We start from the raw sequence: 17,098 nt of genomic DNA, 5'->3' as shown, positions 1-17,098 counted from the left end.
AATTTTCTACAAAATAAGATGTTAAATAAAAAAAAAGGAAACATTTTTTAGAATAAGTAAGTTGAAAATTGTAAATTTATACTACTACTTTTTTAATATAGTAATATCTTCACTACATAATCTTACTTATTTCACTCCTATCTTACATGTTTGAAAAAGAACAACGCATTGCTGAACGGGCTCAATTATTACTCAATGAAAACTTAACCTCTGAAGAGTGGAAAAATGCGTATGCTCATTTGGCTTTGGACTATGCCGATTTACTATCTGACATGAAATTTCTGACAAAAATTAGTGATAGACTGCACAACAAACTATCATTGATAAACGAACAAGCAATTAAACATTCTACTGAACTAGAAAATGCGAAAAGAATGATTGCTATTCAGAATGAAGAGTTAAAAAAGAAAATAAGTCAGCGTACTTCCGATGTTAGAAATGCTTATTCACAGCTTTTAGCAACCCATTCGGAATTAGACCAATTTGTTTATAGAGCTTCGCACGATTTGAAAGGACCTATTGCTCGGCTTTTAGGACTTTGCCAAGTAGCAAACATAGAAGTAAAAGACCCTTTAGCAAGAGAATATTTAGAAAAAATAGGAAAGACTTCTTTTGAAATGGGAAATATTTTGGAAAGTCTGCTGTATATAAATGCTTTAAAAAATGAAGTGGCAGAGCCTTCTAGCTTTGATGTAGTAGAAGAAGTTAGAAAAATGTATAAAGCATTAGGTTTTCTATCCAATTACTCTAAAATAGATTTTGACCTAGAAACAGAAATAGAAAAAGTGTTTTTTCACACAGATATAGAGATATTCAAGACCATTATCAAAAATCTTTTGGAGTTTGCTATCAAACATATAGATGACAAAGCAAATAGAAAATCATACATTCATCTACAAATTTTTCAAAAATCTACAGATTTGGAAATTATTATTAGTTACAACGGAATAGAAATTCCAAGCTCTAATTATCATCTGATTTTTAATCTATTTCACAAAATTGCTAACATCGACGAAACCACAGGAACAGAACTCTATACCACTCAACTAGCAGCTTACAAACTACACGGTTCTGTGATTTTATTAGAATCTACAAGAGAAAAAACAACGTTTAGTCTTCATTTGCCTTCTTTTAAAAAGAAAATGCTTGTCAGTTAAAAGCATTTTTTTTATTAAAAATCCTCCATCTCCAAAACTAAACGCTCATCAATATCTCATTTATGATATGTTTGACATTGCTCTTCCCCTCGCTTAGCTAATAAAGTGCTAATAGATTTATTTTCTTTTTCCCATTTTTTATGTTTTAGTTTCTTTGGGTCTAAAAGCATTCAGAGTGAACTACATAAAAAAGCTCAAAGGCAATTTTGTCTTTGAGCTTTTTTAAAAAATCCTCAACGACGGTTTTAGACCTCGTTGACGGTTAGTTTTATTAATTCACACGCTCAAAAATACCAGCAATACCCTGACCACCACCAATACAAGCAGTAACCATTCCGTATTTCTTATCTTGAGCTTCCATTTCGTTCATAAGCTGAACTGTAAGTTTAGCACCTGTACAGCCTAGAGGGTGTCCTAGAGCAATCGCACCACCGTTTGGATTTACTTTTTCTTCATCCAATTTCAAATCACGGATTACAGCTAAAGATTGTGCTGCAAAGGCTTCATTGAGTTCGATAATGTCGATATCTTCTAGTTTTAAGCCAGCTTGCTTCAATGCTTTCGGCACAGCAGCCACAGGACCAATTCCCATAATACGTGGATCAACACCAGCAGACGTGTAAGCCAACATTTTCAAACGTGGTTTTAAGCCTAATTCTTCTACCATTTTTTCAGACATTACCAAAACAAAAGCTGCTCCGTCTGAAGTTTGAGAAGAATTACCTGCTGTAACCGTTCCGTCCATTGCAAATGCAGGACGCAAACGCTGTAAACCTTCCATAGACGTATCTGCACGAGGCCCTTCGTCTGTATCCACTACATATTTACGAGTTTTTTTCTGTCCGTCTTCGTAGTAAGTTTCTTCTACTTCAACAGGAACAATCTGACTCTTAAATTTACCTTCTTCAATGGCTTTCAATGCTTTTTGGTGTGACTTTACAGAAAACTCATCTTGGTCTTGACGAGTAATTTTGTAATCACGTACAATTTCCTCTGCTGTAAGTCCCATAGAAAGCATGTATTCTGGGTGTTCGCTTACGATATTCCAGTTAAGAGCAGGTTTGTAACCCATCATTGGAAGAGCAGACATAGATTCTGTTCCTCCAGCAATAATACAATCTGCTGTTCCTGCTTGAATACGTGCAGAAGCCAAGCCGATTGCCTCCAAGCCAGAACCACAATAACGGTTCAAGACCATCCCTGGAACGTTGAGAGGAAGAGAAAGAAGAGAAACGATTCTACCCATTTGCATTCCTTGCTCACCTTCTGGAATGGCATTACCAACGATAACATCGTCAATACGTGTTGGGTCTAATTCTGGAACAGACTTTACAAGATGCTTAATTACATCAGCAGCCAAATCGTCTGAACGGTAGTTTCTGAAACCACCTTTTTTAGCTTTTCCTACTGCGCTACGGAAGCCAGTTACTATATATGCTGTTTGACTCATTTTCAGTTATCAGTTATCAGTTATCAGTCATCAGTAACCAGTTAAAACCAAGTTTCCAACAGTTGAAAACTGTTGAGAAGAGTTACTGATAACTTTGTTATTTTATATATTAAAAAAAAGTTTTGAGAATTTTTAATTATCCATTCTCAATTTTTAATTATCAATTAGTTACGAAGTGGTTTTCCTTTAAACAAGATGCTATTTACTCTGTCTAAAGTTTTTTGCTCACCTGTAAGCGATAAGAATGCTTCTCTTTCTAAATCTAAAAGATATTGTTCCGAAACTTTTGCAGGTCCTGAAAGGTCGCCACCAGCGATTACGTAAGCTAATTTTTTAGCAATTTTGATATCGTGTTCAGACGCATAGTGTCCGTACATCATGCCTACTGCACCTGCTGTAAAGGTAGCTAAAGCTGTACGTCCTTCTACTGCGATATCTTGTTGTTGTGTAGGCTGTGTATAACCAGAAGCTACCATTTCCATTGCCTTGCGTTTTGCATCAGCTAAAAGTCTTGAACGGTTGAGCGTGTAGTCATCGTGTCCACGAAGGAATCCCATTTCTAAAGCCTCTTGTGCTGAAGTAGCTACTTTAGCTGTCGCAATATTCAAGAAAATTTCTTGTAAACGATTTACCTTAGGATCGCCACCAGCGTAAGAGTTAGCAGTACGACGAATCATTTCTTTTGTTCCTCCACCTGCTGGAATAAGACCTACACCAACTTCAACCAATCCCATATATGTTTCTGTATGTGCTTGTACGTGGTCTGCGTGTAAACAAAGCTCACAACCACCACCAAGAGCTAAGCCAGATGTAGCAGCTACAACAGGGATGGCAGAATATTTTGCTCTCATCATTGTATTTTGGAACTGACGAATCATCATTTCAATTTCGTCAAATTCTTGCTCCAACGCATACATATAAAGCATAGCCAAGTTTGCACCTGCTGAGAAGTTTGGTGAATCATTACCAATTACTAAACTTGTATAATCTTTTTCTGCTAAAGAAATAGCTGTATTGATACCTTCAATTACTTCACTACCGATAGCATTCATTTTTGTATGGAACTCAAGTCCTAAAACTCCATCTCCCAAATCAAAGATAGTTGTTCCGTCGTTGCCCCAAACCTTATTTGTTCCACGGATTGCATCTAAAACAATAAATTCTTCAGTTCCTGGAACTGTCTTGTACGATTTAGATTCAATATCGTAATATTTTCTCTGACCGTTTTCTGTTTTGAAGAACGAATCTACTCCTTTTACCCAGTCAGCTACTTTATAGCCAGCTTCTTCCATTTTGGCAATCGTATCTTGTACACCAAGTGCATCCCAAGTAGCGAAAGGTCCCATTTCCCAACCAAAACCAGCTGAAACAGCGTCATCTATCTGATAAACGTGGTCTGCAATTTCTGGAATACGGTTAGAAACGTAAGCAAAAACATCATAGAAAGTAGTACGGAAAAACTCTCCATATTTTGAATCATCATTTAAGAAGATTGCAAAACGCTTGCTCAAATCATCCTCATCTTTTGCTTTGCCATATACTTTAATATTTGGCTTTTCTGTTGGCTTGTATTCGTAATTAACTAAATCTAACTCAAGGATTACAGTTTTGCCTTTTTCGTCTTTTGTTTTCTTGAAATAACCTTGTTTGGTTTTATCTCCGTACCATTTGCGTTTATCAAGTTCTTTAACAATGTTTGGAAGCTCAAACATGTGTTTTTGCTCGTCGTTTGGAACGTTTTGCGCTACACCTTGCGCTACTTTGATAGTTGTATCTAATCCAACTACGTCAAGGGTACGGAAAGTAGCCGATTTTGCACGTCCGATAATTGGACCTGTAAGTCTATCTACTTCACCTACTGTCAGACCATACTTTTCAACAGCGTGAAGACCAGACATAATTGCAAAAACACCTACACGGTTAGCGATAAATGCTGGAGTATCTTTACAAAGAACTGTTTCTTTACCTAAATAAAGGTCGCCGTAGTGTAATAAGAAATCTACAATTTCTGGTTTTGTATGCTCACAAGGAATAATCTCCAACAAACGCATATAACGAGGAGGGTTGAAGAAGTGCATTCCACAAAAATGCTCTTTAAAGCCTTGGCTTCTGCCTTCGATGAGCATGTGCATTGGAATACCAGAAGTATTTGAAGCGATGATAGCATCTTCTCTACGATACTGCTCTACTCTTTCAAAAAGTTGTTGTTTTATATCAAGTCTTTCAATGACAGCTTCTAAGATTAAATCACAATCAGCAATCCAATCTAAATTATCAGTAAGGTTTCCTGTTTTGATACGGCTGGCAAAGCTAGTGCTATAAAAAGGCGCAGGCTTAGATTTAGTAGCTTCTACGAGGAACTTGTTTACCAAACTGTTTCTCCAAAGAAGACTTTTTTCTTGCTTTTCGTCTTTTGGAGCTTCTAATGGAATGATGTCTAATAAGACAACTTCACAACCGATGTTAGCGAAATGAGCTGCAATACGAGAACCCATTACACCAGAACCTAAAATTGCCACCTTACGGATGTGACGTTCTGCTGTTTTTTTTGCGCTTTTGCTGTTCTCTACACTAGCAGGAGCTTGAGCTGTAGTCATAAAAATATAGTTTTGGAGTTAAATTAAAATCTAAAAAGTTATCTTTTTTACTAAAAACCATAAGAGTTTTCTCTTAAGTTCTAAGTTACGTTTTATTTTTGAAAGTTATCTTTCTGTGCTTCTTCTACTTTTTGACGTACATTCTGTACAAAGTCATTTTTTTGTGATAAATTTCTTTCTGCTGTTCTATTGATATGTTCTATAACCTCAAAAAAATGTTCCATTTTCTCTGGAGAAAGTTTGTCAAAAATTTGCTTATTAAATGTCTTTACAGATTGCCTAGCTGCTTCTCTTCTTAGCTTTCCTTCTTTTGTTAGGCAAATCATTACTTTCCTTCTATCTTCGGTATCACTCTGACGAACAATAAGCCCTTCTTCTTCCATTGACTTCAAAATACGTGTCAGTGAGCGAGCTTCCATTCCCATAAGCGGAGCTATTTTGGTTGCAGGAGAGCCGTTTTCTTGGTCTATGTTCAACAAAACAAATCCAGTAGAGTGTGTAATTCCGTGTTCTGCACCTATCATATTATACATTTTTGCAATAGCCAGCCAAGAAGCTTTGATAGCAAAATCGACAGAACGTCTTTTTTTTCGTAATGATTGGTCTATTTTATCTTCAATGTTTTTCTCTACTTCTTTTCTTTGTTCTTGAGTGCCATTATTATTCATTGCTATTAAACTATTTTTCTGATATATATTGAGAAATTTGTTTTCGTATTATCAAAATTACTTTTTCTATTTCTTATTCCGTTTATTATTTGGTAATTTCGAAGTATAAGGCTATAAACAAAGGTACATAAAAAATGTTATGCGTGCATAATTTTTTAAGAAAATTTTTATGCTATATCAATTAAGAGCTTGTTTAAAGCTATTTCTTTGAGCTACAAACAGTAAATTTCAGCTTGTATTTGCGTTATTTTCATCCAATAGCTCGCTATTCTATTTTAAAATTTATTGATTAAGCTAAAAACTTTCTCATTTTGGCTAGATAAAACAAAAATTCAAACTTCCCACCATAAAATCTATGTGCTATGGGAAGTTTGAGATGTAACTTAGATGTTATTGAAAAAAGATAGCGTTGATAAATAAACGATTTGTTCCGTACCAAAATGCTCTAAAGTTGGGATTATCTGCAAAAGCTACAAATTTCCCTCTTCCTACATTTTTTGAAATAATAGAAACACTATTTTGCACCTTTTCTTTGTTTGACTTTGATGAATATCCACTCACAACAGCATTTGGCGAATAAACAAGAGGCATAGAATACGGATTCTCTGTATATTCTAAAAATATTCTATTATCCTTAAAAACACGAATCGTTTCAGATTCGTAACCAAAAGCAATCGGATTGGAAAGGTCTAGTTCTCCTTCCAAAATAAGTCCACCAATATAATTTGCTCCTCGGTCGTTACTTTGATTTTCGTATTTTAGACGTTGTCTTATTTCTGAACTACTACCTTCTTTTTGGGATAAATTGAAATACTGACTCCCCTTCAAAAAATTGATAGACGAACCGACTGCAATCAGCTTTCCTCCATTCTGTGTAAAATCTGCAAGAGTATTCGTGTTTAGTCCTCTAGGATAACCACTTGGTAAAATAATAGTCGTATAATTCTGCAAATCAATTCTTGATAAATCACTTGCTTCTATAAGTGAAACTTTCATGTCATAACGTAAATCCAATAAATGCCACATTTCACCAGCCTCATACGAATCTACTCCTTCGCCTACTACAATCAAAACTTTAGGCAACTTCAACGTCTGAAAACTTGGACTTCCCAAATCTATTCCTTCATCTGTTAAACCTGTTTTTAAAGATGTGATTTTAATAGAATGGTTTTGTTTTGCTGATTTTAGTGTTTCTAATAATTGAGCTGCTTCATTTTCATTGTTTGGTGCTTTAACAAAAATAGTTCCTCTATCAAACTCTACGATTTTGTTATTTATTTGATAAGAAAATACTTCTTCATTCACTTTGACATTCAGACTATTTTCTAACAACTGATTTACTAATTTTGGTGCATAATAATTTTTCCAATCTATTAAATACCCTATTTCACTTCTCTGAATTTCTGCACTCTCTTCTTTGAATTTCTTGGAAAAATAAGATGCTGCTATTTTCTCTCCTTGTAAGCTAGAAACTTCACTTTGAGAAAGTCGTTTTTGTTCTAATCCAAAAGAATAAGTAAATGTCCACGCCGAAACATCATAAAAAATACTGTCTTTAAAGGTTTTTGGCGTATCGAAAAGAGCTTTTACAATTCTACCTTGTGCTTGATTGATAGGTACGACTACAGCATTTTTATTTGAAAAAGTAACCGAATTTCTACCTTGATTTTCTTGGACTTCATTTTTGGTAAGATAGAAATCAATCTGATGTGTTTCCAGAATCTTTAAAAGAGCCTCTAAACGTGGAATATCATTTTTTCCTCCAATCAAATAGCCTTTTTCAGCAGAATTTTGAGCAAAATCGGCAGCCGTTTTATAGAAATTTTGTTGATAGTCTAAAAGTTCTTTCCTAAGATTTACAGCAGCTTCTAGTGTCGAAAGCGAAGTAGTGAGCTGATTTCTAATAGCAAATTCAAATGTCAGCACACCATTTTGACTCTCTTGTGCATGTCCTCTTGCGCTGGCTTGCTCAAAAAGAATACCTACCGAGCCATTTACATCTGGATAAGTTGAGCCTTTTCCATAATAAAAATCATCAAAACTTTGCTGTGTATAATACAGCGAGCCAATATTATCTAAAAAATTAGCGTGAAATTTTCCAATTTCACCTGTCAGTTCTTGATTTTTTTGTGGCGTAATTGGGTTTGTGCGCTGTGGCACACCTGGTTGAAAGAAAAATGTACTGTTTGTTCCCATTTCGTGATGGTCTGTCAAAATATTTGGTTTCCACTGGTGAAAACGCTTCAATCTTGCCTTACTTTCAGGCTGCTGTACAGGCAACCAGTCTCTATTCAAATCAAACCAATAATGATTTGTTCGTCCTCGTGGAAAAGGTTCATTAGTTTCTCTCCGGTTGGGGTCAGTTACAAATGACTGGCTTTTGTGCATATTTACCCAACTGGCAAAACGGTTGAGTCCGTCTGGGTTAAAACTTGGGTCAAGAATAATAATAGCATTTTTGAGTTGGCTTTCAATTTTTTCTCCTTGAGCAGCAGCCAAATAATAGGCATACAAAAGTGCTGCATTGCTTCCACTCGCTTCATTTCCGTGAATACTGTATCCTTGCCACACCACCACAGGTAGATTTTCTGTGCTTACAGATGCATTTGGATTGGTTAGCTCTACATGTTTTTTCCTAATCTCTTCTAAATTATTTTGATTTGTAGGATTTGTTATAATTAATTGAATAAGAGGACGCTGTTCGTGCGTAAAACCAATCGTATCAATGCTCACTCTATTTGATACTTGAGCAATCGTATGAAGATAAAAGAGGAGTTTGTCGTGTGAAACGTGCCAGTCGCCAATTTCAAAACCCAAAACCTGTTTAGGTGTTGGGATAGCAGGGTTAAACTTTATGTCTTGATTTTGTTTTTTTAAAGTCTCAAAATAATAATTTTCAATTTTTGAAGGATTTTGAGCAAAAACTGAAATGGAAGAAAAGAGTAGAAATAAAGATAAAATAGGGAATAGTTTTAATTTCATTCGTTTTGTATGAAGGTTTGATAAGTAAAAAATCTAAAATTGAAATTTACTAAAAAAACAAAAGGCAAATGAGTTGTTATAATTTTTTATAACTTGGTAGAAAGAAAATTTTAGTAGATTTATTTTATTTTTTAACCGTCAACGAGGTCAAGACCGTCGTTGAGGATAGCGATATTAGCAATGAAAAAATGCGCCTCCTCTTTTTTCCCATCTTTTTCATACTTATTTCCACAACAATCGTTTTTGCACAACAAAACAAAGACGAGGTAGAAACAGATTCCCTAAATTCATTTTCTCAAAAAACGACTTGGCTCGCTGTTATTGATGTCTCCACCAACCAAGCAACTACATATACAGCCTTTTGGACAAAACAAGTTGATTCGCTTCCTCCTATTTCTATTGAAGTCTTAGAAATAAAACCTATCGTTGCCTCTGTTCCTACTAGAGATATAAATATTACAGCCAACTACGACTTTGAAAAACAGGTTGTTTTGTTTGATTCTATTCCAAAAGGGATAAAATTAGATTCTATCAAAATCAGTTATCAGACTATTCCCTTCAAGATAAAAAACTGGACATTCAAGCGTTCACAAGAGGATTATGAACAAGCAAAAATGCAAAATTTCATTGATACAGTGGATAGAAAAGAAGAAAAAAACAACATCATTTTGGAAGAACGTCAAGAACTTTTTAGCTCTAATTTGCAAAAGGCAGGAAGTATTACTCGTGGCGTTTCGGTGGGCAATCGCCAAGATGTTTTTGTAAATTCTAATCTAAACCTACAACTTGAAGGCAAACTCACAGACGAAATAGAACTCACAGCCATTATATCTGACCAAAATGTACCTTTTCAGCCCGAAGGAAATACACAGCAGCTTCAACAGTTTGATAGAATACAGATACAGCTTCGCCACAAAAACGCTACCCTAACGGCAGGAGACGTAGTTTTAAGACAAGGAATTGGAAAAGAACAACCTCATTTTATGCGTTTTTATAAAAATGTTTTAGGAGGAATGTTACAAACTAATTTTGGGAGAGATTCTACCTTTTCAACACAGCAAAAGATAGGTTTGGCAGCAGCTAAAGGACAGTTTCAGAGTTATCAGCTTCCTGTGCAGGAGGGAGTACAGGGAGCGTACAGACTTGTGGGAGCAAACAATGAACGTTTTGTGATTATTCAAGCAGGTTCGGAAAAGGTTTTTTTAGATGGGCAACTTTTGCAGCGTGGTTTTAATTATGATTACATTATTGATTATAATACAGCCGAAATTACCTTTAATCCTCACATTATCATCACACAGTTTTCTCGTGTCAGAGTAGAATTTGAATATACAAATCAGTTTTATAATCGTACGATTTCCAATGTGGGTGCAAGTGTAAATTTTACCTCAAGAAATAAAAATACAAGAAACAAGAGTCAAAACCCAAATAAACTCAAAAAATCGTCGTGGAACGTCTTTATAGAAAATTACCGAGAAGGCGACAATGAAAATCAACCCATCAATTTTGAAATTTCGGAAGAACGACAACGGCTTTTAGAAAATATTGGTGATAGCCTTTCGCTTGCTGTGGTGGAAAGTGCAGAAGAGGTAGAAGATTTTTCAGTCAATCAAATTTTATACATTCGAAAAGATACGCTGATTGATAATTCATTCTATCAAATTTTTCAAAGAGCTACACAAAACGACGAAAATCAGACATTTTACACTGTTTCCTTTACCGAAGTCGGACAAAACAGAGGTGATTATAATTTAGGCGAAGCCGTAGCCAACGGACGAGAATACATTTTTGTAGGCATTAATCAAGGAAATTTTGCGCCTATCCGTCAGCTGCCTGCTCCCAATTCCAAACGATTGACTAATGCAGGTGTTAGTTTTTCCCCCAATAAATACAGTCATATTTTTGCAGAAGGAGCTTTTTCAAAGCGAGATGTAAACCTTTTTTCAGAACTGGATAGTCAAGATGATGAAGGAAATGCTTTTTTTGTAGGATTTCAGACGAAAGATAAACCATTTAAAAATTTCGTCTTTCAGAAAGATTATAAGCTGAGTTATGGAATAGATTATGAACTAGATAACGAAAACTTTGAACCCATAGACCGTTTTAGAAACATTGAATTTGATAGAGACTGGACACTTCCTACTTTTTACGGCAGTACACCACGAGGACAAGACCAAATTTTGCAAGCCTTCACAACTATTGAACAAAACGTAAACAACAAATTTGAATATAATTTTACTTATCGAAACCGAGAAAATGCCATCATAGGACAGCAACATCAGCTTATTTTTAATAAAAAACTAGGGAAATTTCAGCTTTCTACTAATGGTTTTTATCTGAATGGAGAAAATAGTTTAGCTTTTTCCAATACGTCGGCAGGTTCGTTTTCACAGCTTACAGGAAACTCTAGTTTTCAAAATTCGGTCGCTTCAGCAATCCCAAACAGCCAAGTAGCTATTTTAGAAACTCCTCAAAATGTATCTTGGGTTCGCTACAATGCCGATTTGCAGTATAGAAATAATTATATCGTTCCAGCTTATAATTATTCAGTAGATAAACAGCAGTTTAGTTTGAATGATTCGGTTACCTCGTCTTTGATGAATTTTGAGCAGCACCGTTTTTATTTGTTTCAAGGAGATAGCAGCAAGAAAGCAAATTATAAGATTGAATATGCTTTTAGAGAGGATTTTCTACCCAAAAACGGAATTATTCAGTCTTTTACCAACTCACAGACAGCACAAGCCGAAACGAGTTTTAATATAGAACGAAAAAAGTCGAATCAGAAAATTGCACTCAATGCCACATACAGAAAACTAGAATACGACAGAGATTTTATAGATACGCTCAACTTGGAAGACACCGAAACGCTAATGGGACGGCTAGACTGGCGAAGTGATTTTTTTGAGCATGCGATGAGGCAAGAGTTGACCTATTCTACGGTTACAGGGCGAGAACCAGCACGAGAATTTACTTTTATTGGCGTAGATGGAACACAGGGAACACATACGTGGCGAGACGACAACGAAGACGGCATTCAGCAACTAGGAGAGTTTTACGAAGCTATCAATCCAGATGAGCGAAATTTTATCAAAGTTTTTACACCTACAAATACTTACTTGACAGCATTTTCTACTGATTTTATTTACAAACTCACACTTACACCTCCTAGAAAATGTAAAAAAGCTAAATTTATCAAAAAAACCTTACAACTATTTTCACTTGTTTTTTCAGTTCAAAATACGGTCAAAACCACAGAAAGCAATTTTGAAAAAAGATTCTTGCCTTTTGCAGAACATAACCCAGAAAATGTACTGAGCGAGCAGAGTGCGCTTCGAAACGTCTTGTTTTTGAACAGAACCAATCCTAAATGGGGAGGAGAGTTTCGCTACACCAATACAAGACAAAAAAACCTTTTGGCAGGAGGCTTCGAAAGCCGAGACATAGAAGAATTCGAAACTGTTTTTCGCCTAAGCCTTTCCAAAACGATTGCTACCAAAACCAATATAATGCTTGGCACACGCAGCAATGCTTCTGATTTTTTAGAAAACCGAACCTACAACCTCAATCTTTTGCGTCCACAAGCTGAAATTGCGTGGCAGCCCACTACCTCGTTCCGACTCACAACAGCCTACCGTTTTGAGCAAAAGCAAAATACATTCGGAGAAGAAAATGCACAGATAAATGAGTTTAGAAGTGATTTGCGCTACTCAAAAGTAGGCGATAGGGTGGTTAATGTACGTTTTCGCTACTTGAATATTGACTTTGAGGGAGAAAACAATACGCCTGTCAGTTACGAACTTTTGGAAGCTCTCCGTGCAGGACAAAACATAACGTGGGATTTGAATCTCCAACAAAAACTCTTCAATGGCTTACAACTAAGCGTGGTGTATGAGGGCAGAAAGTCGGAAGAAACACCAGCTATTCACATTGGAAGAATACAGATCACTGCACTTTTTTGATACAATTATTTTATTTTATCACTACTGAACATTACCTTTGTATATTGATTGATACTTGTTTTAATTCATAAATTTTATACTTGATGAAAAAGATTTTTACGGTTTGGATACTACTTGTTTTTTCTTGTTGCTTTTGTATTTTTTCTTTTGGGCAAAATATCACAAATAGAACTACGTTACGCAAAAATTACAGCATTAGAAATCGACTCGGAGGGCAACACTTTAGTTGCTGGTTCTCTTCATGGTCTCACGGACGCATCTCCTGATAGCTTATACATAGATGGACAGCATATTGACCTAAGATATGGTCAGTTTGCCCAGTATAACATATTTGTAGCGAAAGTATCTCCTAGTAACGATCTACTCTGGATTAGTAAAGGGTTTGTAGATACTTTTACTGAAATTAATATTCTTCCCTACGAAACAATAACAATCGATCTAGATATTAAAATAGATAAGTTTGATAACGTTTATACAGTAATTAGCAGAAGTGGTCCTTGGAATTGGCGTAGAGGTGGTAGAAGTAGATACATAAGGTGGGAAAACGAAGATTATGAAGATGTTAACAACTTACTTATAAAACTAACTCCTAATGGTTCAGTTCTATGGCATAAGTCTTGGCGAGCGAACAATCATCCAGCACGAGGAAGATCTCACCACTATTCCAATCCCTATAGAGGTAGTCTTCTTTCAGTAAACAAAAAAGGCGATATATTAATTACTTCTGAGGTAAAACCTAACAATAGTATAAAAACTATTGTAGATAGTGATACTATTCAAATAAAACATATTAATGGTGCTGAAATAGACGAGCATGAAAGAGATGTAGCAATATTATTACTAAGATTTGATAATGATGGTAATTTTCTTTTTCATAGAAGCATTATAAACCAGTTTGACGACGAAATCCCAGATTATTTTAATATCAGACGTGAAAATGTTATGATAAATGATAAGAAAGAAATATTTGGAATTATTACAATAGACGGAGTTGCTCGTTTTAATACAGGAGAATTGATTGACGGAGATAATGATAGGTACTTTATAAGTTACGATAGCACAGGAGGGAATATGATTCATCAAGAGCCTGATCACTATAATTATCGCTATTTTCACGGTGAACTATCGTTAGATGACAATGATAATATATCTCTTACAGGTACCCATCTGAGGGATGGTACTTCTTACATATACCAGTCAAAAGTAAATAGTAGGGGAGAACTGATTGACCCAAACCAAGACATTTCTATTATAGCGTCTCCTGCAAAACTTGCATCTAATATATTATCTAATGCGAAGGGAGATTTTTTTTTCACTCTTAGGTACACTCCTACTCTATCTACTGGGGGAATAATTCATCTAGATAAAAGATATGAATTGGAAGTATCACCAAGTTTTCGTAAAAGCTATGTATATTATTTCGCAGTTAAAATATCAAACAATCAATTTCAGTGGAGTACGTTATATGATAGGCATGAATATGATAGCACTAACAGTGCTAACAACTGGCACGATTCATTTAGAAGGAATATTCCATCAAAACTAAGGTCTGATAATAAAGGAAATATTTATTTTAACGACCTTTATACATTAGGTGCTGTTATTGGAGGAGTACCAATGCCTAGAGTTGACCGTGACGAAAGTACTGCTTTTATAGCAACTATGAGTGACGAAAATTTCCGTTTTCCTTCTTTCGGTGGAAAAACATTTGCAGAAACGAATAATAATTGTGTGTTTGATGGTGCAGATTACGATCTTCCTTCCGTCTTGATTAAAAGAAATGACGGAAAAATAGGACTTTCAGATAAATCAGGTAACTATTCCCTTAGTTTTGCAGAAGAAGGTAATTTTACGCTAAGCTCTCAACTTATAGACAACAACTCTTTTATAAGCAATTACATATATGATAATTGTGGCACATCAAAACAAGTAACATATAGAGATGGGGAAATTACAGAACCTCAAAATCTAAACTTTGGCTACAAAATTAGACCCTGTAACTACCTTACTATTGATATAACCAATCAACGTCGCCGTAGGTGCTTTATGAGTAGCACGACTGTAGAATATCGAAATAAAGGTTTTGTAGATGCCCAAAACGTAGAAATAAAAGTAGAATATCCAGACTATATTTTTCCAGTTTCTAGCTCTCCTACTTGGACAAGACAAGAAGGAAATAGCTATTTCTTTGATGTTAATTCTTTGTCTGCTGGAAGCACAGGGAAAATTGTCTTTCAAGATTCTGTCATTTGTGGGATTGAGGAAATTCGTGGACTTACGCAGTGTGTAAAAGCTACTATTTCGCCTGCTAACTCGTGCGAAGAGTGGACAGATAATGAAAATAACTATGAAATTACTGGGCGTTGTGTTGGTGGTGGAATTGCTCGCTACACTATCAAAAACTTGACAAACACCTCTACCGATTCTATTCCATATCGTCTGTATGCCAACTCTCAAATCTTTAGAGAAGGAAATATTTTAATTCCTGCCAATGGAGAAACTGAACTAGAAGTCTTTACCAATGGAATGACGGTAAGAATGGAAGTTTTTCCTCAAGACCATGAACCTATTTCTGCATTTGTGGAAGGCTGTCAAGTGGTTATTGCATATAAAACGAAAGCCGAAGACCCAAATCCTGTCGTGAGTGTTGCTCCTGTAGAAGAATTTGGAATTGCTTTACCTCAAAACGATGGAGGTGAGCGTATGGAAACTACCTGTTCAGAGATTTTAGATAGCTACGACCCTAACGACAAACAAGTTGTTCCTTTTGGTTTGACAGAAGAAAATCTGATTGAAAAAACGACAGAATTAGATTATACGATTCGTTTTCAAAATACAGGAACTATCGAAGCTGTAAATATTGTAGTTTTGGATACACTTTCAGAATATTTAGATATTGAGTCGATTCGTTTAGGAATGGTTTCTCACGACTATGAGTTTTTTATTGATGGAGATGAAGAAACTCGTGTGCTGCGTTTTGAGTTTAACAACATCAATTTACCTGATAGTAATACCAACGAGCCAGAATCTCACGGATTTATCAAGTTTAAGATAAAACAAATGGCTAACAATCCTATCGGAACGGTTATCAACAATAGAGCGGCTATCTATTTTGACTTTAACTCGCCTATCATTACCAATACGATTTCTAATAAAGTTGCTATTCTGCCACTTAGAAATGACAATTTAGATTTAGGAGTGTTCAACTGTTCAAATCCAGACTTTCAAATCAATGCTAATGCAGGAGACGATATTGAAACGTCAAATTCTACAGCTACTTTGGCAGCAGAAGAAACGCAAGCATTTGGAAACTGGACGCTACTTTCTGGTTTTGGAGAATTAGAAGATGCTTCTAAAAACAACAGTCGGATTACTGGCTTGCTTGCTTTCCCAACAAAACTTATTTGGAGAGTCGCTGTTTGTGGAGAAGCAAAACAAGATACAATTACAGTTACTTCTACAAACTCAAATAGTGCATTTACTATTAACTTTGATGAGGCAGTAAGTACTCTTTCTGTTCCAAATGGAAAAGTTACTTATCAATGGTACAAAGATGGTGTTTTGATAGAAGGACAAACTGCTCCAACGCTAAATCTAAGTGATTTAACAGATACGAATGGAGTTTACACAGTTGTTATTTCTGATGGAGAAACTTCTATCACATCTGACCCAATTACGATAGATATTGTTCTTTCAAATGATGATTTCATCCAAAACAACTATATCAAAGTCTTTCCAAATCCTACAAGTTCAATTTTAAATATAGAACTAAAATCTGCCCTAAATGCTAGTGAAATAACATTAGTAAATGCACTTGGAATGGAATTACAAACAAAATTCATTAAAAATTCTGATACAATCACACTTGATTTAGAAAATCTGAGTAACGGAATTTATTTTGTAAAAATAACATCACAAAAAGGTATTTTCTATAAAAAAGTAGTATTAAAGAAATAGAAAAACAATCCTCTTAAAAACCTCAAAAAAAGCATTGATATTTTTAATCAATGCTTTTTTACATTAGAGAATAGAAGGGTTGAATTTTATGATTTTGAGATAGCCTTTCTACCTATGCATATTTGGGATTATACAAAAGATTATCCTGCTATTGGTTTAAAAATGATAGCAAGTATTAGGATTATTATTCAATTTCCTCTAATTCATTTGGTTTTGTGGATATATAAGTCTCATAAAATATAGTTTTAACTTTTTAGAAGCGTTATTTTTTTATAATAAACATAAAAAGTGCTACCTTGCACTATCATACGTTTAATTAAGTAGATTA

7 protein-coding genes are annotated in these 17,098 nt (G+C 35.1%); 3 read left to right on the top strand and 4 right to left on the bottom strand.

Annotated features, from left to right (window positions below; genetic code table 11):
- The first annotated feature begins 146 nt into the window (after positions 1–146).
- On the top strand, positions 147–1,157 hold the full coding sequence (locus tag QZ659_RS05240) for a sensor histidine kinase (protein ID WP_291722946.1): 1,011 nt from the start codon (positions 147–149) through the stop codon (positions 1,155–1,157).
- 271 nt (positions 1,158–1,428) lie between these two features.
- Here QZ659_RS05240 and QZ659_RS05235 read toward each other — a convergent pair whose 3' ends face one another.
- The 4 genes from QZ659_RS05235 to QZ659_RS05220 all read right to left on the bottom strand — a co-directional run bounded on the left by QZ659_RS05235 (position 1,429) and on the right by QZ659_RS05220 (position 8,854).
- Complete coding sequence (locus tag QZ659_RS05235; protein ID WP_291722943.1) at positions 1,429–2,607, bottom strand: acetyl-CoA C-acyltransferase; 1,179 nt, start codon at positions 2,605–2,607, stop codon at positions 1,429–1,431.
- Positions 2,608–2,771: 164 nt separating this feature from the next.
- Positions 2,772–5,204 (bottom strand): 3-hydroxyacyl-CoA dehydrogenase/enoyl-CoA hydratase family protein, encoded by a 2,433-nt coding sequence (locus QZ659_RS05230; protein WP_291722941.1) that lies wholly within the window; start codon positions 5,202–5,204, stop codon positions 2,772–2,774.
- A gap of 92 nt (positions 5,205–5,296) precedes the next feature.
- The gene (locus QZ659_RS05225; RefSeq protein WP_291722938.1) at positions 5,297–5,872 is read right to left on the bottom strand and encodes a MarR family winged helix-turn-helix transcriptional regulator; all 576 of its coding nucleotides are present in this window, start codon (positions 5,870–5,872) and stop codon (positions 5,297–5,299) included.
- 390 nt (positions 5,873–6,262) lie between these two features.
- The gene (locus QZ659_RS05220) at positions 6,263–8,854 is read right to left on the bottom strand and encodes a M14 family metallopeptidase (RefSeq protein WP_291722935.1); all 2,592 of its coding nucleotides are present in this window, start codon (positions 8,852–8,854) and stop codon (positions 6,263–6,265) included.
- A gap of 188 nt (positions 8,855–9,042) precedes the next feature.
- Here QZ659_RS05220 and QZ659_RS05215 point away from each other — a divergent pair, with 188 nt between their 5' ends.
- Together QZ659_RS05215 and QZ659_RS05210 are read left to right on the top strand one after the other, a co-directional pair.
- A complete protein-coding gene (locus QZ659_RS05215; protein ID WP_291722932.1) occupies positions 9,043–12,813 on the top strand; it encodes a hypothetical protein in 3,771 nt (1,256 codons plus the stop codon).
- Positions 12,814–12,960: 147 nt separating this feature from the next.
- Positions 12,961–16,770 (top strand): T9SS type A sorting domain-containing protein, encoded by a 3,810-nt coding sequence (locus QZ659_RS05210; protein WP_291722929.1) that lies wholly within the window; start codon positions 12,961–12,963, stop codon positions 16,768–16,770.
- The last annotated feature ends 328 nt before the right edge of the window (positions 16,771–17,098 follow it).

It is taken from the genome of Bernardetia sp. (genome assembly GCF_020630935.1).
Taxonomy (GTDB): Bacteria; Bacteroidota; Bacteroidia; order Cytophagales; family Bernardetiaceae; genus Bernardetia.
Note: the sequence above shows the minus strand (reverse complement) of the source record. Positions and strands in the feature narration are given on the sequence as shown.

Bases quoted from the DNA above. Each gene is read 5' to 3' on its own strand.
- QZ659_RS05240 (WP_291722946.1), top strand. From the start codon at position 147: ATGTTTGAAAAAGAACAACGCATTGCTGAACGGGCTCAATTATTACTC.
- QZ659_RS05235 (WP_291722943.1), bottom strand. From the start codon at position 2,607: ATGAGTCAAACAGCATATATAGTAACTGGCTTCCGTAGCGCAGTAGGA.
- QZ659_RS05230 (WP_291722941.1), bottom strand. From the start codon at position 5,204: ATGACTACAGCTCAAGCTCCTGCTAGTGTAGAGAACAGCAAAAGCGCA.
- QZ659_RS05225 (WP_291722938.1), bottom strand. From the start codon at position 5,872: ATGAATAATAATGGCACTCAAGAACAAAGAAAAGAAGTAGAGAAAAAC.
- QZ659_RS05220 (WP_291722935.1), bottom strand. From the start codon at position 8,854: ATGAAATTAAAACTATTCCCTATTTTATCTTTATTTCTACTCTTTTCT.
- QZ659_RS05215 (WP_291722932.1), top strand. From the start codon at position 9,043: ATGCGCCTCCTCTTTTTTCCCATCTTTTTCATACTTATTTCCACAACA.